This window comes from Sandaracinus amylolyticus (genome assembly GCF_000737325.1).
GTDB lineage: Bacteria > Myxococcota_A > Polyangia > Polyangiales > Sandaracinaceae > Sandaracinus > Sandaracinus amylolyticus.
The window spans coordinates 5,057,318-5,078,248 of record NZ_CP011125.1 but is presented as its reverse complement, the minus strand read 5'-3'; the positions used below and the strand labels follow the sequence as shown (position 1 = coordinate 5,078,248).

Genomic DNA, 20,931 nt, shown 5'->3' with positions numbered 1-20,931 from the left:
ACGCGCCGTGCGGCGCTGGGTCGTGATCGGGCGCACCGCGACGGCGTCGCCCGAGTTCTCGCTGATCGATCTCCCGGGATCGAGCGGGCGGCTCGACGTGCTCGTGCGCTGCGTGCGCGCCGCGCTGCTCGTCTCGAACGGCGTGCGGCGCGACACGATCGTCGATCTCGTGCTGCTCGGAGGGCGTCGTGCGCCGCGCGTGGTGCGCATCGACGGGCGCGTCGCGCGCTACGTGCGACCGGGCGAGCGCTACGTCGCGACGGTGATCCAGAAAGCGCTCGCGCACGACGCGCGAGGACCGGGCTTCACCGCGCTGCGCAACGGCGTGTCGATCGCGGACGGCGGGCTCGAGGTGGTGCTCGCGGATCTCGGAGGTGTGCCGCGCTACGTGCTCGAGCAGCACGGCGCCGACGTGCGGACCGCAGGGATCGCGACCGACGATCTCGCGATCTTCGTCGGGGATCACCTCGGCCTCGACGACGCGGCGCGCGCCGCGATCGAGCCCTGCGCGCCGATCTCGATCGGTCCGGTGAGCGTCCACGCGGACGACGCGATCGCGGTGATGAGCAACGAGCTCGATCGACGCGCCGTGTGATCTACCCTCCGCGCGATGTGGCGGGTCGTCGTCCTGGGAATCCTCGCGTGCGCGTCGACGGCGCACGCCCATCGCGGATCCGCGAAGTACGTCGTGGTCGAGCGCACGAGCGAGGGCGCGTCGATCGACGTGGAGCTCGAGGTGGTCGACGCCGCGATGGAGCTCGGGCTCGGCGAGGACGCGCCCGCGTCGGCGGTGCTCGCGCGCGGTGACGACCTGGGCGCGCTGCTCGCGCGTGGGATCACGATCGGCGACGGAACGAGCGCGTGCAGCGCGCACGCCGGCGCACCGAGCGAAGTCGAGGGCGAGGATGGCCCGCCGCGGCTCTCGCTGTCGATCGACTACGCGTGCCCTCCGGGTGATCTCGTCCTGCGCGACGACACGATCTTCCCGACCGACGCGCAGCACGAAGCGTTCGTGCGCATCCGCTTCGCCGACGACTCCGACGCGCGCGTGCTCCGCGCCGGACGCCAAGAGGTCGCGCTCGGCGAGCCCCCGTCGATCCCGTCGCTGCTGGGTCGCTTCCTCGTCGAAGGCGTGCTGCACCTCGTCACCGGCTACGACCATCTGCTCTTCTTGCTCTCGCTGGTGCTCACCGCGGGCGGGCTCGCGCGGCGCGAAGGGATGCGGGTCGCGCTGCGCGACGTCGCGATCGTCGTCACCGCGTTCACGCTCGGGCACAGCGTCACGCTGATCGCTGCGGCGCTCGGCGTGATCGTGCTGCCTTCGAGGCTCGTCGAGAGCGTGATCGCCGGTTCGATCGCGGTGGTCGCGCTCCTCAACGTGTGGCGCCCCGACGAGCGCCGCTCGATGCCGTGGCTCGCGCTCGGCTTCGGCCTCGTCCACGGCTTCGGGTTCTCCGGCGTGCTCGCGGAGCTCGGCCTTCCTGCGCAGGCGCGCGTGCTCTCGTTGCTCGCGTTCAACGTCGGCATCGAGCTCGCGCAGCTCGCGTTCGTCGCGGTGATGCTCGCACCGCTCGCGTGGCTCGCGGGCAAGCCGGGCTATCGCACGTGGATCGTGCGCGGCGGATCCATCGCGATCGCGCTGCTCGCGCTCGTCTGGCTCGTCGAGCGCGCGACCGCACCGTAGACTCCGCGCGCTCAGCCCGGCTGGAGTGCTCGCTGGCGCAGGGCCCGCACCGGAGCGTGCGGAGCACGTGGACGGAAGGCTCTGCGCCGGCGAGCCGATTTTGGACACTCTCTCAGGAGGTCGCGCGCATGGCGGTCTGCAAGACGTGTGGCGAAGAGGTCGAGGAGCTCGTCGCGGTGAAGGTCGGCGGGAAGACCAAGAAGATGTGCGAGGACTGCGCGGATCGCGCGCGCGAAGAGGGCGAGGTCGCCGAGGCGAGCGAGCGCGCCGTGCAGGGCATGATGGAGTACAAGGGTCGGCGATGACGGGCCGCGCGGCGCGTCACGATGCGCACCCTCCGTGCGGATCTGCGCACGCGCGCTGTGCTGCCCTCGTGCGATCCATCGGTGAAACGGAGATGGCACGCGCGCTGCTGGTGCGGCGCGCGTGACCGACGTGATGCTCGCGGGTCGCTACCAGCTGCTCGACGTCCTCGGTGAGGGCGCGAACGCGGTCGTGTGGCGCGCGCTCGACAGCGCGTCGGGCAATCTCGTGGCGGTCAAGCGCCTGCGCCCCGCGCTCGCGAGCGTCGAGGAGTGGCGCGCGCGGCTCCGCCGCGAAGGGCGCGCCATCGTCACGCTGCGACACCCCGGCGTCGTGCGCGTGAGCGAGCTCGCCGAGGAGGACGGCGGCGCGCCGTACCTCGTGATGGAGCTGTTCTACGGCGAGACGCTCGCGACGCGGCTCGCGCGCGTCGGTCGGCTCGGCCACGAGGAAGCGCTCGCGATCGCGGTACCGCTCCTCGACGCGCTCTCCGCGGTGCACGCGCACGGGCTCGTGCATCGCGACGTGAAGCCGTCGAACGTGATGCTCGTGAAGGAGCTGCGCGGCGATCGCGTGGTGCTGCTCGATTTCGGCCTCGCGTGCCTTCTCGACGGCACGCAGCGCGTCACGCGCGAGGGCGCGCGCATCGGCACGCCCGTGTACATGAGCCCGGAGCAAGCGCGCGGCGTGCCGCAGATCGACGTGCGGGCCGACGTGTGGGCCGTCGGCGGCTTGCTCTACGAGATGCTCGTCGGGCGCGCACCGTTTCGCGCGAGCGGCGCGCTCGAGGTGCTGCACGCGGTGATCGCGAAGTCGCCCGCGCCGGTGCGCACGCTCGTCCCGGACGTGCCCGCGGCGCTCGACGCGGCGATCACCGTCGCGCTCTCGAAGCGACCGCAGGATCGTCACGCGAGCGCGTCGGCGATGGCGTCCGCGCTGCGCGAGATCGGCGCCGTCCCGCGTGGTCGTGCGGCGCGCTGAGCCTCGCGAGCTGCCCGCTAGGCGCAGAACCCGTACTGCACGCCGCCGAGGATGATCGTCGGCGACGGCGACACGCAGATCTCGTCGAACGCGCAGCCCTCGTCGGTCGCGACGAGGCACCACCGGCGGCACCGGCCGCTCACGCACGCGTAGTTGCGCGCGCAGTCGCCGTCGTCGCCGCAGAGGTCGTAGGAGCGCCCGCCGCCGATCGGACCGCTGCAGTCGGTCAGGAAGCGCATCGCGCCCTCGCTCTCGCGGAACACGTGACACGTCGTCTGCGGCGAGCACCCGGTGCCGTCGATCGGATCGCACGATCGCGTGCAGAGCCGTACGTCCGCGCGCTCGCCGCCGCTGCCGTCGTCGATCGCGCCGAGGCACAACGAGCCGATGCCGCTGCAGTCCGCGTCGCTCGCGCAGTAGCGCGTGCACATCGGCAGATCGATCGCCGCTTCGCGCGAGTAGTCGATGCAGGTGTGGCCCGCGGCGCAGCTCGTCGGCGACGTGCAGCTCGCGCCCTCCGTGCCGCCGCCCGCCGTCGCGCACAGCGCCGTCGCGCCCGAGTGGTAACAAGCCTGTCCGGTCGCACATCCGCACTGCGGGCCGACGAGCCGACACGGCGACTCCGAGCAGGTCGACGTCGCGCTGCACCCGGTCGCGCCGCACGTCTGACCGCTCGGGCACATCGCGTCCTGCGGCACGTACTCGCACGTCCCCGGCTCGACGCAGCGATCCATCGTGCACGCGACTCCGTCGTCGCACGAAGGCGGCGTCCCGGGCATGCAGCGGTTCAGCTCGCAGCGCTCGACGCCGTTGCACGCCGCGCCATCGGAGCACTCCTCCGCGGTGCTGCACGGCACCATGCCGGCATCGATCCCGACGCTCGCGTCCTCGCTGCTCGTGCTCGCGTCCGTGCCCTGCGCGCTGCCGTCGAACGCCTGGCTCGACCCGTCCCGACCACCGGGCGTCGTGCCGCCTCCGCCCGTCGCGCAGCCCGCGAGCATCGTCGCCACGATCAGCGACCACGACGAGAACGAGATCGAACGCGCGACGAACATGGCCGGCCCCCCGGGACGTCGAAAGCACGGTAGTCGATGGCCCCCGGAGCCATCGACCCACGGTTCGCGCGAACGTGCGAGAGCACACACCCGGACGCGCGCTACACTCGCGCCTCGCGAATGGGGCCGCACGTCCGACGGATCGAATCGCTCGTCCCGCGCCGCACACCGGCGTTCGGCGGCAAGGCGAAGAACCTCGCGGCGCTCGCGCGCGCCGGCTTCCCGGTGCCCGCAGCGTTCGCGGTCGCGGCCGAGGTCTGCGACGACTTCTTGCGCGCGACGCTCGCGCCCGACGAGCAACCTGCCGCGCTGCTCGCCGCGCCCTCGCGCGACGTCACGCCCGAGCGCCTCGCGGACATCGCCGCGCGCGTGCGCCGCGCGCCGCTCACGCGTGCGATCGCCGCGGACGTCCACGCCGCGTTCGCGACGCTGCGCAAGGAAGGCGCGCGCGCCATCGCGGTGCGCTCGTCGTCGCTCCGAGAGGACGAGCAGGCGCGCTCCGCCGCGGGCCTCCACGACACCGTGCTCGGCGTGGAGCACGAGGACGCGCTCGACGACGCGCTGCGCGCGGTGTGGGCGAGCTCGTTCGATCCGCGCGTGCTCGGCTACCTGCGCGCGCTCGGAAGCGCGAGCGCGGAGGCCGGGCTCGGAATGGGCGTGGTGCTGCAGGCGCTCGTGCCCGCCGACGTCGCGGGTGTGCTCTTCACGGTGAACCCGCTCTCCGCGGATCCCGGCGAGATGGTGATCAACGCGTCGCTCGGCCTCGGCAAGACCGTCGTCGACGGCAGCGTCTCGCCCGACACGTACCGCGTCGACAAGGCGAGCGGCTGGGTGCGCGATCGCGTGATCGGCGACAAGGCGCGCGCGATCAAGTGGGACGACGAGCGCGGCGTGATCGAGGAGGACGTGCCCGCCGAGGCACGCGCGCAGGAGTCGCTCTCGGACGACGTGCTCGATCGGCTGATCGAGCTCGGCGTGCGCATCGAGGATCACTTCGGCGACGCGCGCGACATCGAGTGGGCGGTCGTCGGGCGCAACGTCTACGTGCTGCAGGCGCGGCCGGTGACCGCGATCGTGACGCCGCCGCGCCGGGCGAGCTCGCGACGTGCGCGCCGCGCCGATCGCGCGCGCATCGTCTGGTCGAACGTGAACGTCGGCGAGGCGCTGCCCGGGGTCGCGACGCCGTTCACGTGGTCGGTGCTGAGCGGCTTCAGCGATCGCGGGTTCCGCCGCGCGTTCGGCGCGCTCGGGTGCAGCGTGCCGAAGGACGCCGAGCTCGTCGGCAACTTCCGCGGCCGCATCTACCTCAACATGAGCGAGTTCACCGCGATCGCGTCGCAGGTGCCCGGCCTGCGCCCGCGCGTGCTCCTCTCGCTCGGCGGCGGTGGCGAGATCGATCGCCTCGAGCACGACGTGGAGCGCCGCGGTTCCGCCGCGTTCCTCGCGCGCCTTCCGATGACCGCGTCGCGCTACGTGCGCGAGAACGCGCGGCTCGGCGAGCGCGTCGCGCAGTTCGAGAAGTGGTTCGAGGCGGAGCGCGCGCGCATCGACGCGATCGACTTCCGCGTGCTGAGCGCGACCGCGCTGCACCGCGTGCTCGGAGAGGTCGAGCGCCTGCTCGATCCGACCGGCGAGGTGCTGCTCAACGTGTACGGGAACCTGCTCGCGTGCGTCGTCGCGCTGCGCGCGCTCGTGAGCGCCGTCGCGGACGAGCCGCGCGCGGACTCGCTCATGCGCGAGCTGCTCACCGGCCTCGACGACGTCGACAGCGCCGCGCCCGGGCTCGCGCTCTATCGCATCGCGCGCATCGCGCGGGGCGATCTGCGCGCCCGCGATCACATCCTGCGCACGCCGCCCGCCGAGCTCCGTGTCGCGTCGATCCCCGAGGGCCCCACGCGCCGCGCGCTGCTCGACTTCTTCGCGCGCTACGGCGGACGGGGCGCGCGCGAGGCGGAGATCGCGGAGCCGCGCTGGCGCGAGGATCCGACGCTGCCCTTCACGACGCTGCGCTTGCACCTGATGAGCGAGCACGACGAAGGCCCCGAGGAGGTGCAGCGGCGCCAGCTCGAAGTGCGCGAGCGCGCCCAGGCGGAGCTCGAGGGCCTCTTGCCGCTGCCGGTGCGCCTCTCGGGCGGCGCGCTCGCGGTGCGCAAGCTGCTCACGCTCGTGCAGGACTTCATGCGGCTGCGCGAGCACCTCCGCGGTCACGTCGTGACGGTGCTCGGGCTCTATCGCGAGGTCGTGCTCGACGCGTCGCGGCGGCTCGCCGCGATGGAGCCCGGCTGCGGGCCCGACGGCGGGTTCTTCCTGACCGTCGACGAGCTGCACGCGCTGCTCAAGGGCGACGTGGGGCCGGTCTCGGTGCTCATCCGGCGCCGGCGTCTGCAGTACGAGCGAGATCGTGCGCTGCCACCGCCGCCCGACACGTTCGTCGGGTTCCCGCCGCCCGTCGAAGCCGAAGCGCTGCCGGACGGCGCGCTGCGCGGGCTCGGCGCGTCGACGGGCCGCGTGATCGGCACCGCGCGCGTGGTCGAGACCGCGAGCGACGCGACCGCGCTCGCGCCCGGCGAGGTGCTCGTGGTGCAGCAGGCCGACGTGGGCTGGACGCCGCTCTTCCTCGCCGCGGCGGCGATCGTGACCGACCTCGGTGGGCCGCTCTCGCACGCGAGCGTGGTCGCGCGCGAGTTCGGCGTGCCCGCGGTCGTCAACGTGCGGCACGGCACGCGCGTGATCCGCACCGGTGATCGCGTCGAGGTCGACGGAGACGCGGGCACGGTCCGCATCGTCGAGCGCGCGCACGCGACGCGCGATCGCGAGGAGCACGCCCGCGATGCGACCCCGCGGGCGTGATCGCCGCCCCGCGCCGCCCCCCGAGGTGCGGATCGCGCATCGCGACGCGCACCTGCTCGTGCTGGTGAAGCCGCCCGCGCTGCCGACCACGGCGCCCGACGCGAGCACGATCACGCTCACGTCGATCGCGCGCTCGCTCGATCCCGGCGCGCCGAAGATGCATCCGAGCTCGCGCCTCGATCGCGACGTGACCGGGCTCGTCACGTTCGCGCGCACCGATCGCGCGATCGACGCGCTGCTCGAGGCGCGTCGCGAAGGGCGCTACGAGCGCACCTACCTCGCGCTGGTCGGCGGGGTGCCCGAGGAGCGCGGCCGCTGGACGTGGGGCATCGCGATCGATCCGCGTGACGCGACGCGGCGCATCGCGCTCCAGGAAAGCGAGACCGGTGAGCGCGCGCAGGACGCGAGCTCGCGCTACGAGCGGCGCGGAATCGCGAGCGGCTACGCCGCGCTCGCGCTCTTCCCCGAGACCGGCCGCACGCACCAGCTGCGCGTCCACTGCGCGGCGGCGGGCCATCCGATCCTCGGTGACGTGACCTACGGCGGCGCGCCGCGCGTCGTGCTCGACGACGGCCGCGTGATCGGCGCGCGTCGTCCGATGCTGCACTGCGCGCGGCTCGTGCTGCCCGACGTCGCGCACGGCGGATCGCTCGAGCTCGTCGCGCCCGCGCCGGACGATCTCGCGCGCACGTGGGCCGGCCTCGGCGGCGATCCCGGGGCGCTCGTGATCTAGTTCTGGATCTCGCTCTCGGTCGCCGGCGCGCCCGCGACCTCGGGGAACACGTGCTCGACCTCTTCGGTGATCGAGCGCGCGATCTCCTCTTCGAGCTCCATCGGCCCCGCGGCGATGCGCTCCACGTTGCGCTGGTACACGAACACACGCCCAGCGCGCGGCGGCTCGTCCTCCGCGCCCAGATCGTCGAGCAGCACCGGGATGCGCGGGTCCACGCCCTCGGCGACCACCTCGGCGCCCGGCACGTCACCGACGATCACCAGCGCGCCCTCGATCACGCGCGCGACGTTCTCGCGCAAGCGACCGATCGCCGACTGCACGCGCCGCTCGAACGTCTCGGAGCTCACCATCGGCGCCGGCGCGCCACCGCGCACCTCCGCGTGCCGCGAGTGCAGGAACGCGAGGGCCGCGCCGCGCGCGTCGCTGCGCTCCTGCAGCACGAGGCCGAGGTAGTAGTGCGCCTCCGCGTGGCGCGTCTCCTTCTCGATCGCACGACGCAGCCACGGCTCGGCGCCGCGCACGTCGCCGGTCTCGAACCGCGCGCGCCCGATCGAGAACGCGATCCCCGCGCTCTCGAAGGGCCCTTCGGGCAGCGCGTTCACCACGACGGCCGCGCCCGCGCGATCGCCCTTGCCGAGCAGCGCGTCGATCTTGAGGAGCATCGCGTCGGCCTGCTCCTCGGGATCCTCGATCCAGTCGAGCGCGGACTCGATGCGCGCGATCGCGCCGTCCCAGTCCTGCAGCGGGTGGATGCACACCTCGGCCGCGTTGAGCATCGCCTCGACGAAGCTCTCGTCGAGCTCGATCGCGCGCTCGTAGTGCTCGAGCGCCTCCTCGGCGTGGCCCTCCTGCGCGCGGATGTAGCCCATGAGGTTGTGCACCTCGGGCGAGTCCGGGTCGATCTCGAGCGACTTCTCGGCGGAGCGCATCGCCCCCGAGAAGTCTCCGCGCGAGACGAGGTCCCACGCACGATCGAGGTGGGCGCTGAGCTGGTCCATCGGACCTTTGTCGGGGGAGGGCATGTGGAGCGCGGCCCCGGAACGTACGAGGACCGCGTCCTGGGTCAAGCGAGCATGCCCCAACTCCGCGGAAATGCTGCTATCCTGGCCAGCATGCGACGCGCGCTGCCTGCGTTCGCGCTGCTGCTCGCGGCCGGCTGCTACGGCGCCGTGCCGGGCCCCCGCGAGGCCACGTCGATCGGCACGACGTCCTCGGGGATCCTCGCGCACGGCGTGGCGCTGCCGGAGCGCGGCCCCGGCTTCGTGCGCGCGCGGCCCGGCGAGGAGACGCGGTGGGGCACGCCGGGGCTCGTCGGCGCGCTGCAGCGCGCGTTCGCGTCGGTCGCGCGGACGTTCCCGGGCTCGGTGCCGGCGCGCGTCGGCGATCTCTCCGCGCCCGGCGGCGGGCGGCACACGCGACACCGCAGCCACCGCACCGGCCGCGACGTCGACGTCATCTTCTATCTGACCGACCCCGATGGGCGCGCGACCACGCCGCGCGGGTGGCTCGCGTTCGGTCGCTACGGCCACGCGATCGAGGAGTCGAGCGGCGATCTCTTCTTCTTCGACGACGCGCGCAACTGGCACTTCGTCCGCACGCTGCTGCTCGATCCCGAGGCCGACGTGCAGTGGATCTTCGTGAGCCGCGGGCTGAAGACGCGCCTCCTCGAGTACGCGCTCGCGCACGAGACGAGCGCGGAGGCGCTGGTGCGCGCGGCGTACGTGGTGCAGCAGCCCGAGCGCGCGGCGCCGCACGACGATCACTTCCACGTGCGCGTGTTCTGCAGCGCGCACGATCGCGCGTCGGGCTGTCGCGACGTAGGCCCGCGCTGGCCGTGGCTGCGGCCCGACGTCGAGGCGATCGCGGGGCGCGACGGAGCCGGGCTCGACGATGCCTCGCTGCTCGCCGCGCTGCTCGACGGCGACGACCCGGCCGCCGGCGGCGACGCGCCGCGCGCACGTCCGCTGGTCTCGACGCGTTAGGGCAACGCGAGGGTGCGCGCGCAGAGCTCGGCGAGCTCGTCGAGCCCGCGCGAATGGCAGCGGATCCACGCGCTGGTCACGTCGCTCGGCGCGCTCGCGAGCGCCGCGCGATCGCCCTCGAACGCGCGCCACACGACGACGCGCGTGCGCCCCGCGAGCTCCGGCGCGACGGTGATCAGCGACGGGATCTGGATCGACGGATAGCCGCCATCGAGGATCAACACCCGCGCGGCCTCGGGATCCTCCTCGAGCGCGTCGAGCAGCTCGAGCAGTCCCTCCACGACGCGCACCGTCGCGCGCCCACCGAGCGCATGCGCGAGCGCTCCCGACGCCGACGCGTCCTGCGTCGCGAAGAACACGAGCGGCAGAGGCCCGCCGGGCGCAGGGTCGGTCCGCGGGCGCGCCGATACGTACACGCCCGATCCTGGCTCTTCGCCGAGATCGCCGGGCGCCTGGAACTCCTCGTCGTCGAGGAAGAGCTCGAGCGGCTGCGGCGGGCTCGTGGTGCGCAGCGGCACGAACGTCGGGGTCGGCACCGGCTCGGCCGCGCGCGACTGCGCGGGCGACTGGAGCTGCGCGCTGCTGATCGGCTGCATCGAGCTGCGACGCGCCGCGCGCTGGAGCACGGGGCGCAGCTGATCGAGCACCTCGTCCGCGACGTCGTCGCCGATGCGCGTCGCGAGCGCACGACGGAACGGGCCCTCGGCGAACTCGAGGACTTCCGGCCCGCGCTCGGGGATCGACGCGCGCCCCGCGTCGCGCAGCGCCCGCGCGATCACCGCGATGCGGACCGGCTCGGTCGCGACCGCCTCGAGGGCCTCCTCGAGCGCGCGGGCTACCGGGGCGTCGGGTGTGGGATGCGCGGACATCATCGAGGGCGAACGTCTCCTCGCCGGGCGCGCGCCCCGGGGCGCGACGGGACGGCGCGTCACGCACGCCTTGGTCGACCCGGGCATCATAGGCGCGCGCTCTCGAGGCCTCAAGCGAGACCGGCATTCTCTTCCGTGGGTGGAAGTGGGAGCGAATCCGATGCTGCACATTCGGGCAGCTCGGATAGATTCGCGCGCGTGCGAGTGGTCGGTGTCGACGAGAACGGGCTCGGGCCACGCCTCGGCCCGCTGGTGGCGACCGCGGTGACGTTCGAGCTCGACGCGCGCGGGTACGATCCAGCGCGCGTGCGCCGCATCGCGACGCGCGCGGGGATCGGCGACAGCAAAGCGACGAGCGCGTTCGGCGAGATGGCGCACGCCGAGGGCATCGCGCTCGCGCTGGTCGAGCGCGCGTGTGGGCGCGTGGTCGACGACGTCGACGCGCTGCTCGACGCGATCGCGCTCGAGCCCCCGGAGGGCATGCGCGCACCGTGTGACGAGTCGAGCCGACCGCACTGCTGGGGCGCGGCGATGCCGCTGCCGGCGTTCGGCGGATCGATCGCGAGCGGGCGCGCGCTCCTCGCGCGGATCGAGCGCGCAGGGATGACGCCCGTGCACGCGCGGAGCGCGATCGCGTGCGTGCGCGTCTACAACCGCGAGCTCGCGCGGCGCGGCAGCAAGCTGTGCGTCGACCTCGAGCTGTTCGAGCGCCTGCTGATCGACGCGCGCGCGATCTCCGAGGACGACCTGCTCGCGATCTGCGGGATGGTCGGCGGCATCCGTCGCTACGCGCCGTACCTCGCGCGCATCGACGCGACGCGGCTCGAGGTGATCGAGGAGAGCCGTCGTCGATCGATCTACCGGGCGCCCGAGCTCGGCGAGCTGCGCTTCGAGGTCGACTGCGACGCGCTGCACCCGCCCGTCGCGCTGGCGTCGATGCTCGGCAAGTACGTGCGCGAGCTGCTCGTCGAGCGACAGGGGCGCTTCTATCGCGCGCACGAGCCCGCGCTGCCCGTCGCGAGCGGGTACCACGATCCCGTCACCGCGCGCTTCGTCGAGGCGACGGCGCTGCTGCGCCGCAGGCTCGCGATCGCCGACGACTGCTTCGAGCGCACGGGCTGAGCCTCGGAGCGTGCGGAACGCCGCGCCGAGCGGCTTGCGTTTCCAGTAGTCGAGAACCATTGTCAACTCGGCTGGAATGGCGAAAACGCTGGCGGATCTTCGGGTTGGCGACGAAGCAGTGGTCTCCGACGTGGGAGGTGACCGCGGCGTCGCGCGACGGCTCATGGAGATGGGTGTCCTGCCGGGGACGAGGGTGCGCATCGCGCGCGTCGCGCCGCTCGGGGATCCGATCGAGATCCGCGTGCGCAGCTACTCGCTCTCGATCCGTCGCGCCGAGGCGCGCGGCGTGTACGTGACGGCGGACGCGTCGTGAGCGAAGCACCGCGCACCGTCGTCCTCGCGGGCAATCCGAACGCGGGCAAGACGACGCTCTTCAACGCGCTGACCGGCGCTCGCGCGCGCACCGGCAACTATCCGGGGGTCACCGTCGAGCGCCGCGTGGGCAAGGTCGCGCTGGCGGACGGCGCGCGCGTCGATCTCGTCGATCTGCCGGGCACGTACAGCCTCACCGCGCGCTCGCCGGAGGAGCAGGTCGCGGTCGACGCGCTGCTCCCGCTCGCGGGGCCTCCGCCCGACGCGGTGATCGTCGTGTGCGACGCGAGCGCGCTCGAGCGGCACCTCTACCTCGCGCTGCAGATCCTCGAGACGGGCCTGCCCGTCGTGATCGCGCTCAACATGATGGACGAGGCGCGCGGCGCGGGGATCGACGTGGACGTCGCGCACCTCGCGCAGGACCTCGGCGCGGACGTGGTGCCGGTGGTCGCGCGCAGCGGGGAAGGGCTGCCCGCGCTGCGCGCTGCGCTCACGCGTGCGCTCACGGTGACGTCGGCGCGCGATGCGTCCGCGAGCATGCTCGCGCTCGAGGGCGCGACGCTGCGCGACGTGGAGCACGTCGAGAAGACGATCGCGCCGATGGTGCGCCGCGACGTCGACCCCGCGCACCGTGCGTCGATGGCGCGCGCGCGCGCGCTGTGGGCGATCCTCTCGATCGGCGACGACGAGCTGCGCGGTGTGCCCGCCGCGGTGCGCGAGGCCGTCGCGGAAGTGCGCGGGCGCGCCGATGCGGAAGGGCGCTCGATCGATCGCGAGATCATCGCGACGCGCTATGCGCGCATCGACGCGCTCGCGCGCGACGCGATCCGCGTGACGCCGGGCGCTGCGAAGCGGAGCGTCACGGATCGCATCGACGCGGTGCTGACGCATCCGTTCGCCGGGCTCGTCGTGTTCACGCTGGTGATGGGCGCGCTGTTCCAGGCGCTCTTCACGTGGTCGGAGCCGATGGTCGGCGCGATCGAGGCGATGGTCGCGGGCGCGCAGGACGTGCTGCGCAGCTACGCGCCCGCGGGGCCGCTGCGCGATCTGCTCGTCGACGGAGTGATCGCGGGCGTCGGCAACGTGATCGTGTTCGTGCCGCAGATCGCGCTGCTCTCGCTGTTCATCGCGGTGCTCGAGGACTCCGGCTACCTCGCGCGCGTCGCGTTCGTGATCGATCGTGTGATGAGCGGCGTCGGGCTGCATGGGCGCGCGTTCGTGCCGCTGCTCTCGGGGTTCGCGTGCGCCGTGCCCGCGATCCTCGCGACGCGCACGATCGAGAACCGCAAGGACCGCCTCGTCACGATGCTCGCGCTGCCGCTGATGTCGTGCAGCGCGCGACTGCCGGTGTACACGCTGGTGATCGCGGTCGCGTTCCCCGCGTCGGCGACGCTGCCGGGCGGGATCGCGGTGGGCGCCGTCGCGCTGCTCGCGATGTACGCGCTCTCGGTGATCACGACGCTCGGCGCCGCGGCGGTGATGCGACGCACCGTGCTCCGCGGTCCGAAGCCCGCGCTGGTGCTCGAGCTGCCGCCGTATCGCGTGCCGGTGCTGCGCAACGTGATGCTCGCGACGTGGGATCGCGCGCGCACGTTCGTCGTCGACGCGGGCACGCTGATCCTCGCGATCACGATCGTGCTGTGGGGGCTGCTCTCGTATCCGCGCGATGGCGCGCTCGAGGCGCGCTACGACGCGATGCGCGCCGAGGCGGAAGCGACGCTCGAGGGCGAGGCGCTCGACGTGCGCGTCGCGAGCATCGACGCCGAGAACGCGGCGGAGCGCATGGAGCAGAGCCTCGCGGGGCAGGTCGGTCGCGCGATCGAGCCCGCGATCGCGCCGCTCGGGTTCGACTGGAAGATCGGCGTCGGGCTGATCGCGTCGTTCGCGGCGCGCGAGGTGCTCGTGAGCACCCTCGGCATCGTGTACGGCGCGGGCGAGGACACGGACGAGGAGAACGACACGCTGCGCGGCGAGCTGCGCGCGGCGCGACATGCGGACGGGACGCGCGTGTTCACGCCGCTCGTCGGGCTCTCGCTGATGGTCTTCTTCGTGCTCGCGGCGCAGTGCATGAGCACGTTCGCGATGGTGAAGCGCGAGTCGGGCTCGTGGAAATGGCCCGTGCTCATGGTCGTCTACATGAACACGCTGGCGTACCTGGCGTCGCTGCTCGTGTTCCAGGTCGGACGCGCGCTCGGCTTTTCTTGAGCGACTGATCAAGAACCGACGAGCGAGCCCAGCGCGCGCGGATCGACGGGCTTCGTCACGTGGCGATCGAAGCCTGCGTCCATCGCGCGGCGCTGGTCTTCTTCCTGCCCGTAGCCGGTGAGCGCGACGAGGCGCGCGCCCTTCGTGGCCGCGTCGCGACGTAGTGCGCGCGCGACGTCGTAGCCGTCCATCACGCCCGGCAGGCCGATGTCGCAGAGCACGACCTCGGGGGCGAGCGCGCGCGCCCGCGCGATCGCTTCGCTCCCGGTGTGCGCGACCTCGACGTGATGGCCGCCGCTCTCGAGCACCATGCGGAGCATCTCCGCGGCGTCCTCGTTGTCCTCGACGATCAGCACGCGCCGCGGGCGCGTCTCGGCGGGCGCGCTCGCGAGCTCCGCGCTCGGCGCGGGCTCGCGCAGCGGGAGCGTGATCGTGAGCTCGGCGCCGCGTCCGTGCCCCTCGCTCTGCGCGCGGACGGTGCCGCCGTGGAGCTCGACGAGGCCGCGCACCAGCGCGAGCCCGAGGCCGAGCCCGCCCTGGCTGCGATCGGTGCGGCGCTCGTCCTGCACGAACGGCTCGAAGATGCGCTCGATCGCCGCGGGCGCGATGCCGATCCCGTCGTCGCGCACCGAGAGCACCGCGCGCCCGTCGTCGGCGCGTAGCGCGACGTCGATGTGCCCTCCGGGGCTCGTGAACTTCGCCGCGTTGTGCAGCAGGTTGCCGAGCACCTGCGCGAGACGCGTGGGATCGCCTGCGCTCGACATCGCCTCGCTCGGGAGCTCGAGCGCGAGCGACGCGCCGGAGCGCTCGATCTCGCTGCGATGATCCTCGACGCAGTCGCGCACGAGCTCGCACAGATCGAGGGGCTGCAGCTCGAGCGAGAGCTTCCCGCGTGCGATGCGCGAGAGATCCAGGAGATCGTCGAGCAGGCGCGCCATGTGGCCCACCTGACGCACGATCACGCCGCGCGCGCGGGTGAGGCGCGGCTCGGGCGGACCGAGCAGCTCGAGCACCTGCACCGCGCTGCTGATCGCGGCGAGCGGGTTGCGCAGCTCGTGCCCCAGCAGCGCGAGGAACTCCGTCTTGCGGCGGTCCGCCTCCTCGATCGCGTTCCGCGCGCGCACGCGCTCGGTCACGTCGATGGTGCAGCCGACGAGGCGCAAGACGCGCCCGCTCGCGTCGTCGCGCAGCACGCACGCGCGATCCCACACGTGGCGGTACGACCCGTCGCGATGGAGCACGCGGTACTCGGTGTCGGCGACCTCGGTCTCCTCGCGCTGCAGCTGCTGCCACCGCGCGTCGGCGTGGTGCACGTCGTCGGGGTGGATGCGGTCGCGCCACCACGAGGGATCCGTCGGGACCTCGTCGACGTCGAACCCGACGATGTCGCGGATGCCGGGCGACCGGTGGACCGAGGCGGTCTCGAAGTCCCACTCGTACACGAGGCCGCGCACGGCCTGCGTCGCGAGGCGATGCGTCTCCTCGCTGCGCCGCAGCGCTTCGTCGCGCGCGCGCTCGATCGTCACGTCGCGCGCGACGCCGAGGAGCTCCGCGGGACGTCCCTCTTCGTCGCGCGTGAACACGACCGAGCGCACGTCGAGCCAGCGGTACGAGCCGTCCGCGTGGCGCATGCGGTACGACTCCTCGAGCGCCTCGCCGTCGCGCATCGTGGGGATGCGCGACATCCGATCGAGCACGCCGGGCAGGTCGTCGGGGTGCACCAGCGTCGGAAGCAGCGCCGGGCCGAGCGAGCGCACCCACTCGACGCCGTGATCGAGGAAGCGGTTCACGTAGACGTTGCGCCCGGTCTTCGCGTCGACGACGAAGATCGTGTCGGGGCTCGCGCTCGCCATCTGCTCGAAGAGGCGGCGCGACATCTCGGCCTGGCGCTCCGCCGCGCGCACCTCGGTGTAGAGCGTCGCGTGCTCGAGCGCGGTGCCCGCGCGGCGCGCGAGATCGAGCGCGACCTCGACGTCGTCCTCGCCGTAGTAGCGAGGCGACTCGGCCCACGCGAACGTGATCGCGCCGCGCACCTCGCCGCGCACCCGGATCGGCGCCGAAAGATACGAGCGCAGCTCGAGCTCGCGGCTGAGGCGCAGGTACTCGGCGTCGCCCTGCGCGCCTTGCACGAGCACGTCGTCGGTCATCTCGGGGATGAGGATCGGCTGCGCGCTCGCGATGAACGCATCGATCTGCGCGCGCGGCGTGGGCCAGCGCTCGAACATCGAGCGGACGAGCTCGACCTTCGCGGGATCGGCGTGGTGCACCGCGACGCGGCGGACCGTGCCGTCGTCGTCGAACAGGTCGACCGCGGACCAGTCGGCGAACGTCGGGATCGCCAGCTCCGCCATCGCACGGAGCGTTCGCGCGTAGTCGAGCGAGCTCGCGAGGAGCTCGCTCGCGCGCGCGAGCAGGCGCTGGCGCTCGGCCTCGCGCAGCGAGCGCTCGTACAGCGAGACCCGCTCGAGCACGGTCGCGGTCTGGCTCGCGATCGTCTCGACCAGCGCGACGTCGTCCGCGTCGAAGCGATGCGGCGCCTCGAAGCCGAGCACCATCGCGCCGATCACGCGATCCGTGGAGCGCAGCGGGACCGCGACGGCCGCGCTCACGTGCTTCATGTCGTGGTAGGCGGCGAGATCGGGGTACGCCTCGAGCATCGAGGCCTGCGTCTCGTGCAGCAGCGCGCGCCCTTCGCGGAACGCGACCGCGAGCGGGAGCGGCGCGCCGATCGGGAACGTCGCCCAGCGCGCGCGCGTCGCTTCGTGCGCGAGCGCGTCCGAGGCGACGAGCTCGAGCCACCCCGGCCGCACCGAGGGCAGGGCGAACCCGGCGCGCTGCGCGCCGAGCAGCGTGCGCGCGTGGCCCGAGATGGCCTCCAGCACGTCGTGCGCGGTCGACGCGCCCGCGATGTCGATCGCGAGGCGGCGCAGCGACTCGAGCCGCGACGCGTTGCGCTCGGCGGCTTCGCGCGCGCGTCGCTCCTGGAGCTGCGCGCGCGTCGCGCCGATCGCGAGCCCCGCGCGGATCGCGACCGCCATCGCGATCTCGACGTGCGCGTCGGAGAGCTCCGAGCGGTCGGCGCGCCGTCCGAGCGTGAGCACGCCGAACACTCCGTCGTGGGTCCGCAGCGGCACGGCGAGCACGGCGCGCGTGCCGAGCGCGGCGTGCAGGCGCGCGCTCTCCGGGGTGCTCGCGAGCTCCTCGGGCGGCGCGCCTCCGCTCGCCGACGACCAGAGCGGCGCGCCCGTGCGGAGCGTCGCCGCGAGCGCAGCTTCGAGCGCGAGCGCGCGCAGCGCGGGCGTGTGCGCGTCGTGCGGCGGCGCGATCGCCGCGGCGTGGCGCGTCGTCGTGCCGTCGTCATCGAGGAGATCGATCGTCGCGTTGTCGGCGAGCGCGGGCACGACCGTGTCGACCACCGCGCGCAGCGTCGCGTCGACGCCGCCCGAGCTGGCGATGCGACGGCTCAGATCGAGCAGGACCGCGAGCCCGCGATCGAGCGGACGAGAGTCGTGGACGGAGGGAGTGATCCGCCTGCCGGGTGCGTCGCTCATGCGGGGAGGCCGAGAGGGTCACCCTCCCGCTTCGGGCTCCCCGGCGTCAAGCGTCGCGGAAGCGTCCTGCACAGGCCTGCACGAGCGCACGCACGCGCGACGCGTCGACCGCTGCACGCACGTCTCCGCCGGCCTTCACCCACGTCCCCACGATGGCGCCGTCCGCATATCGGAGCAGTCGCTCCGCGTCGTCCGGTGTGAGCCCCGACCCGAGCAGCACCGCGCGTGTGCCCGCCGCCTCGCGCACCTTCTCGAGCGTCGCGAGATCGACCGGCGCGCCGGTCGCGGTGCCGGTGACCACGACGGCATCCGCCATGCCGCGATCCAGCGTGTCCTTCGTCGCCTGCGTCGCGTCGATCGGCGCGAGCGGCGTCGCGTGCTTCACGAGCACGTCCGCGCAGATCGCGACGTCGTGCGCGCCGAGCGCGTGCCGGTAGCGGAGCGAGCGCGCGGCCTCGCCCTCGATCACGCCCTGGTCGGTCACGTACGCGCCGACGTGCACGTTCACGCGCACGAACGACGCGCCCGTCGCGGCCGCGATCCCGAGCGCGGCGACGACGTCGTTGCGCAGGCAATTCACGCCGACACGCGCGAACCGATCGCGCAGCGCGCGCGCGACCACCGTGATCGCCGCGACCTGGTGCGGCGGCAGCGGATCGCGCGCATCGCCCTTCACGAACGGACGCGAGCCGAAATTCTCGACGACGACGTGCTCGACGCCGCCCTCGGCGAGCGCGTCCGCGTCGCGCATCGCGTGCGCGTAGACGGCCTCGAAGCCACCGCCCGCGTGCCCGGGATCGCCGGGCATCGCGGGCAGATGGATCACGCCGATCAGGCCGCGCGGCGCGCTCACGCGGTCCTGCGCGCGCGCACGAGATCCTTCGTCATGTTCTTCTGGTGCGCCTCGAGCGTGCCGCCGCCGATCTCGATCAGCTTCGCGTCGCGCCACAGCCGCTCGACCGGGTACTCGCGGCAGTAGCCCGCGCCGCCCATCACCTGGATCGCGTAGTCCGCGCACATCTTCCCGACCGGCGCGGCGAAGAGCTTCGCGGCGTCCGAGCCGATGCGGTTGCGCGTCTCCGGCGAGACGTCGCGCGCGACGTTGTAGACGAGCGCCTTCGCGGCCTCCATCGCCGCGTAGCCGTCCGCGACGTAGCGCTGGATCTGGCCGTACTCCGAGAGCGGCTTGCCGAACGTCTGACGCTCGTTCGCGTAGTCGATCATGATCTCGACGCAGCGCTCCGCGATGCCGACGCTCATGGCCGCGAGCGTGAGGCGCTCGATCTCGAGGTTCCGCATCATGTGCGTGACGCCTCCGCCGATGTCGCCGAGCAGGTTCGTCTTCGGGACGCGGCAGTTGTCGAAGATCAGCTCCGACATCGTCGAGCCGCGCATGCCGAGCTTGTCGATGTGGTTCGACGTCGAGAACCCGGGGCAGTCGCGATCGACGACGAACGCGGTCACGCGACCATCGACCTTCGCGTAGACGAGGAAGCAGTAACCCTCGACGCCGTTCGTGATGTACGTCTTCGTGCCGTTCAGCACCCAGTGGTCGCCGTCGAGGCGCGCGGTGGTCTTCATGCCGAGCACGTCGGTGCCCGCGCCGGGCTCGGTCATGCCCATGCCCGCGATCCACTCGCCGCTGATCGTCTTCGCGAGGTAGCGCTTGCGCTGCTCCGCGTTCGAGCAGTGGTAGAAGTTGTTCACGAACAGCATCGAGTGCGCGAGGTACGCGAGCGTGAAGCCCGGGTCGTACTTCGCGAGCTCGTGGTGGACGATCACCGCCGCGACCGTGTCCATGCCCGCGCCGCCGTCCTCGCCGGGCACGGTGATCCCGAGCAGACCCAGCTCGCCGAGCGTGCGGAAGAGCGGCTTGTTGAGCTCGCCGCTCGCGTCGTGCTCGGCGGCCTGCGGATCGACCTCGCGACGGGCGAACTCCGCGACGGTCTGCCGCAGCATCCGGTGCTCGTCGGTGGGGTTGAAGAGGAGGTCGGAGGCGGGGGTCTGCATGGGGGCTAGATACCGTGACCGACCTGTCGCAGGCCACCCGCCGCTCGTGCGGAACCTCAAGCGTATCGGGCCAGTGGACGTGACTCCGTGCGCGTGCGACCTTCGCGCCCGTGCCTGGGAGCGGTGCGCGTCGATCGGTTCTCGCGGCGGTCGTGATCGCGTGCGCGGCCGCGCTGCCAGCGCGGGCGTCCGCGGCCGACGCGATCGTGCTCTCGATCGGCGGTGACGCGCCCGATGCGACGGCGCGCGAGGCGCGCGACGCCGTGATCGCCGCGCTGAGCGGCGACGGCGTCGTGGTGGTGCCCGAGGCGGAGATCGCGCTGCGCGTCCCGCCCGCGCGGCTGCGCGCGATGACGTCGCTCGCGGACGCGCGCGCGCTCGCGTTCGAGCTCGAGGCGCGCACGATCGTCGGCGTCGCGGTGTGGATGCGCGCCGAGGGCGACGCGCAGGTCGCGGACTCGGTCGTCGTCTCGGCGCTCGCGGGATCGCGCAGCTACTCGGCGACGCGATCGATCGGCGAGCCGGGGCTCGCAGCGGCAGCGACCGAGGCGACGCGCGACGTGCGGCAGCAGCAGACGCGCGCGGTGCTGATCGAGGGCGCGGGCATCGACGGCGCGTCGCGCGCCGAGCCGGAGACGAGCACGAGCCCGACGGCGACCACCGACGTCGACGTCGCGGCCGGGCGCGCCGGCGGCGACGTGCAGGGCGATACGACGCCCGGGTTCGACTTCATCGGGCCGACGATGCTCGCCGCGTTCGGCGCGGCAGGCATCGGGCTCGGCGTGTACGCGCTGCTCGATGGCACCTGCGAGAACCGCGCGCCTTCGGGCACGTGCCTGCGCGGCGAGGACCCCAACGTGCCCGTCGGCGTGACGCTCACGGTCGCGGGCATCCTCGCGCTCGGAGGCGGCGTCGTGTGGTTCGTGACCGGCGCGTTCGTCACGGACACGGCGCGCATCGACGTCGTGCTCGGGCCCGGAAACGTCGGCTTGCGAGGGCAGTTCTGATGCGTGCGCGCGGAGGGCTCGTGGCCTTGCTGGCGCTCGCGATCGCGGGCTCGAGCGCGGGGTGTCTCCGGAACGAGTACGATCTCTGCGATCGCGCGGATCCGCACCCGGAGTGCGATGCCGGGCCGCCGCGCCAGGACGCGAGCACGACCGACGCGGGCACGCCCGACGGCGGTCAGACCACGGAAGACGCGGGAAATCCGGAGGATTCCGGCGCCGCGGAGGGCATGGACGCAGCCGCGGACGAGGACGCTGCGGACTGACTCG

18 protein-coding genes are annotated in these 20,931 nt (G+C 73.2%); 12 read left to right on the top strand and 6 right to left on the bottom strand.

Annotated elements, in window-relative coordinates; translation table 11 throughout:
- The first annotated feature begins 7 nt into the window (after positions 1-7).
- From DB32_RS21530 to DB32_RS21520, 4 genes are all read left to right on the top strand, one after another.
- Positions 8-595 (top strand): hypothetical protein, encoded by a 588-nt coding sequence (locus DB32_RS21530; RefSeq protein WP_053234532.1) that lies wholly within the window; start codon positions 8-10, stop codon positions 593-595.
- Between the two features lie 15 nt (positions 596-610).
- Entirely contained in the window at positions 611-1,684 is a 1,074-nt protein-coding gene (locus DB32_RS21525) for a HupE/UreJ family protein (RefSeq protein WP_053234531.1), read from the top strand.
- A 128-nt stretch (positions 1,685-1,812) separates the two neighbouring features.
- Complete coding sequence (locus DB32_RS46930; protein WP_157069259.1) at positions 1,813-1,989, top strand: hypothetical protein; 177 nt, start codon at positions 1,813-1,815, stop codon at positions 1,987-1,989.
- Between the two features lie 121 nt (positions 1,990-2,110).
- The gene (locus DB32_RS21520) at positions 2,111-2,968 is read left to right on the top strand and encodes a serine/threonine-protein kinase (RefSeq protein ID WP_053234530.1); all 858 of its coding nucleotides are present in this window, start codon (positions 2,111-2,113) and stop codon (positions 2,966-2,968) included.
- Between the two features lie 17 nt (positions 2,969-2,985).
- On the opposite strand, the gene DB32_RS21515 is transcribed toward DB32_RS21520, so the two are convergent.
- A complete protein-coding gene (locus tag DB32_RS21515; protein ID WP_053234529.1) occupies positions 2,986-4,023 on the bottom strand; it encodes a hypothetical protein in 1,038 nt (345 codons plus the stop codon).
- A 120-nt stretch (positions 4,024-4,143) separates the two neighbouring features.
- Here DB32_RS21515 and DB32_RS21510 point away from each other — a divergent pair, with 120 nt between their 5' ends.
- Together DB32_RS21510 and DB32_RS21505 are read left to right on the top strand one after the other, a co-directional pair.
- Positions 4,144-6,873 carry a PEP/pyruvate-binding domain-containing protein gene (locus DB32_RS21510; RefSeq protein ID WP_053234528.1) on the top strand — a complete coding sequence of 910 codons (2,730 nt, stop codon included), beginning with the start codon at positions 4,144-4,146 and terminating at the stop codon, positions 6,871-6,873.
- On the top strand, positions 6,854-7,606 hold the full coding sequence (locus tag DB32_RS21505; RefSeq protein WP_157069258.1) for an RluA family pseudouridine synthase: 753 nt from the start codon (positions 6,854-6,856) through the stop codon (positions 7,604-7,606). The genes DB32_RS21510 and DB32_RS21505 overlap by 20 nt, the downstream gene beginning before the upstream one ends.
- On the opposite strand, the gene DB32_RS21500 is transcribed toward DB32_RS21505, so the two are convergent.
- Complete coding sequence (locus DB32_RS21500; RefSeq protein WP_053234526.1) at positions 7,603-8,604, bottom strand: tetratricopeptide repeat protein; 1,002 nt, start codon at positions 8,602-8,604, stop codon at positions 7,603-7,605. The genes DB32_RS21505 and DB32_RS21500 overlap by 4 nt on opposite strands.
- Positions 8,605-8,718: 114 nt before the next feature.
- Between DB32_RS21500 and DB32_RS21495 the strand changes: the two genes are divergently transcribed.
- Positions 8,719-9,588 carry a penicillin-insensitive murein endopeptidase gene (locus DB32_RS21495; RefSeq protein WP_053234525.1) on the top strand — a complete coding sequence of 290 codons (870 nt, stop codon included), beginning with the start codon at positions 8,719-8,721 and terminating at the stop codon, positions 9,586-9,588.
- Here DB32_RS21495 and DB32_RS21490 read toward each other — a convergent pair.
- Entirely contained in the window at positions 9,585-10,460 is an 876-nt protein-coding gene (locus DB32_RS21490; protein WP_157069256.1) for a hypothetical protein, read from the bottom strand. The two genes, DB32_RS21495 and DB32_RS21490, sit on opposite strands and share 4 nt — an antisense overlap.
- A gap of 195 nt (positions 10,461-10,655) precedes the next feature.
- Between DB32_RS21490 and DB32_RS21485 the strand changes: the two genes are divergently transcribed.
- From DB32_RS21485 to feoB, 3 genes are all read left to right on the top strand, one after another.
- The gene (locus DB32_RS21485) at positions 10,656-11,579 is read left to right on the top strand and encodes a hypothetical protein (RefSeq protein WP_157069255.1); all 924 of its coding nucleotides are present in this window, start codon (positions 10,656-10,658) and stop codon (positions 11,577-11,579) included.
- Between the two features lie 76 nt (positions 11,580-11,655).
- Positions 11,656-11,892 carry a FeoA family protein gene (locus DB32_RS21480; RefSeq protein ID WP_053234522.1) on the top strand — a complete coding sequence of 79 codons (237 nt, stop codon included), beginning with the start codon at positions 11,656-11,658 and terminating at the stop codon, positions 11,890-11,892.
- Positions 11,889-14,096, top strand: a complete 2,208-nt coding sequence (gene feoB, locus DB32_RS21475) for a ferrous iron transport protein B (protein ID WP_053234521.1) — start codon at positions 11,889-11,891, stop codon at positions 14,094-14,096. The genes DB32_RS21480 and feoB overlap by 4 nt, the downstream gene beginning before the upstream one ends.
- A gap of 8 nt (positions 14,097-14,104) precedes the next feature.
- Here feoB and DB32_RS21470 read toward each other — a convergent pair whose 3' ends face one another.
- The 3 genes from DB32_RS21470 to DB32_RS21460 are packed head-to-tail and all read right to left on the bottom strand — an operon-like array spanning position 14,105 to position 19,657.
- Positions 14,105-17,647: a PAS domain-containing protein gene (locus DB32_RS21470; RefSeq protein ID WP_053234520.1), complete on the bottom strand. Its 3,543-nt coding sequence runs from the start codon at positions 17,645-17,647 to the stop codon at positions 14,105-14,107.
- 46 nt (positions 17,648-17,693) lie between these two features.
- Positions 17,694-18,500, bottom strand: coding sequence for a BtpA family protein (locus DB32_RS21465; RefSeq protein ID WP_053234519.1), 807 nt, complete (start codon positions 18,498-18,500; stop codon positions 17,694-17,696).
- Complete coding sequence (locus DB32_RS21460) at positions 18,497-19,657, bottom strand: acyl-CoA dehydrogenase family protein (protein ID WP_053234518.1); 1,161 nt, start codon at positions 19,655-19,657, stop codon at positions 18,497-18,499. Before DB32_RS21460 ends, DB32_RS21465 begins: the two co-directional genes overlap by 4 nt.
- A gap of 110 nt (positions 19,658-19,767) precedes the next feature.
- Between DB32_RS21460 and DB32_RS21455 the strand changes: the two genes are divergently transcribed.
- Both DB32_RS21455 and DB32_RS21450 read left to right on the top strand, forming a co-directional pair.
- A complete protein-coding gene (locus tag DB32_RS21455) occupies positions 19,768-20,664 on the top strand; it encodes a hypothetical protein (protein ID WP_053234517.1) in 897 nt (298 codons plus the stop codon).
- A complete protein-coding gene (locus tag DB32_RS21450; protein WP_053234516.1) occupies positions 20,664-20,927 on the top strand; it encodes a hypothetical protein in 264 nt (87 codons plus the stop codon). The genes DB32_RS21455 and DB32_RS21450 overlap by 1 nt, the downstream gene beginning before the upstream one ends.
- Positions 20,928-20,931: the final 4 nt, after the last annotated feature.

Bases quoted from the DNA above. Each gene is read 5' to 3' on its own strand.
- DB32_RS21480 (WP_053234522.1), top strand. From the start codon at position 11,656: ATGGCGAAAACGCTGGCGGATCTTCGGGTTGGCGACGAAGCAGTGGTC.
- DB32_RS21515 (WP_053234529.1), bottom strand. From the start codon at position 4,023: ATGTTCGTCGCGCGTTCGATCTCGTTCTCGTCGTGGTCGCTGATCGTG.
- DB32_RS21490 (WP_157069256.1), bottom strand. From the start codon at position 10,460: ATGATGTCCGCGCATCCCACACCCGACGCCCCGGTAGCCCGCGCGCTC.
- DB32_RS21510 (WP_053234528.1), top strand. From the start codon at position 4,144: ATGGGGCCGCACGTCCGACGGATCGAATCGCTCGTCCCGCGCCGCACA.
- DB32_RS21470 (WP_053234520.1), bottom strand. From the start codon at position 17,647: ATGAGCGACGCACCCGGCAGGCGGATCACTCCCTCCGTCCACGACTCT.
- DB32_RS21460 (WP_053234518.1), bottom strand. From the start codon at position 19,657: ATGCAGACCCCCGCCTCCGACCTCCTCTTCAACCCCACCGACGAGCAC.
- DB32_RS21500 (WP_053234526.1), bottom strand. From the start codon at position 8,604: ATGGACCAGCTCAGCGCCCACCTCGATCGTGCGTGGGACCTCGTCTCG.
- DB32_RS21505 (WP_157069258.1), top strand. From the start codon at position 6,854: ATGCGACCCCGCGGGCGTGATCGCCGCCCCGCGCCGCCCCCCGAGGTG.
- DB32_RS46930 (WP_157069259.1), top strand. From the start codon at position 1,813: ATGGCGGTCTGCAAGACGTGTGGCGAAGAGGTCGAGGAGCTCGTCGCG.
- DB32_RS21525 (WP_053234531.1), top strand. From the start codon at position 611: ATGTGGCGGGTCGTCGTCCTGGGAATCCTCGCGTGCGCGTCGACGGCG.
- DB32_RS21495 (WP_053234525.1), top strand. From the start codon at position 8,719: ATGCGACGCGCGCTGCCTGCGTTCGCGCTGCTGCTCGCGGCCGGCTGC.
- DB32_RS21450 (WP_053234516.1), top strand. From the start codon at position 20,664: ATGCGTGCGCGCGGAGGGCTCGTGGCCTTGCTGGCGCTCGCGATCGCG.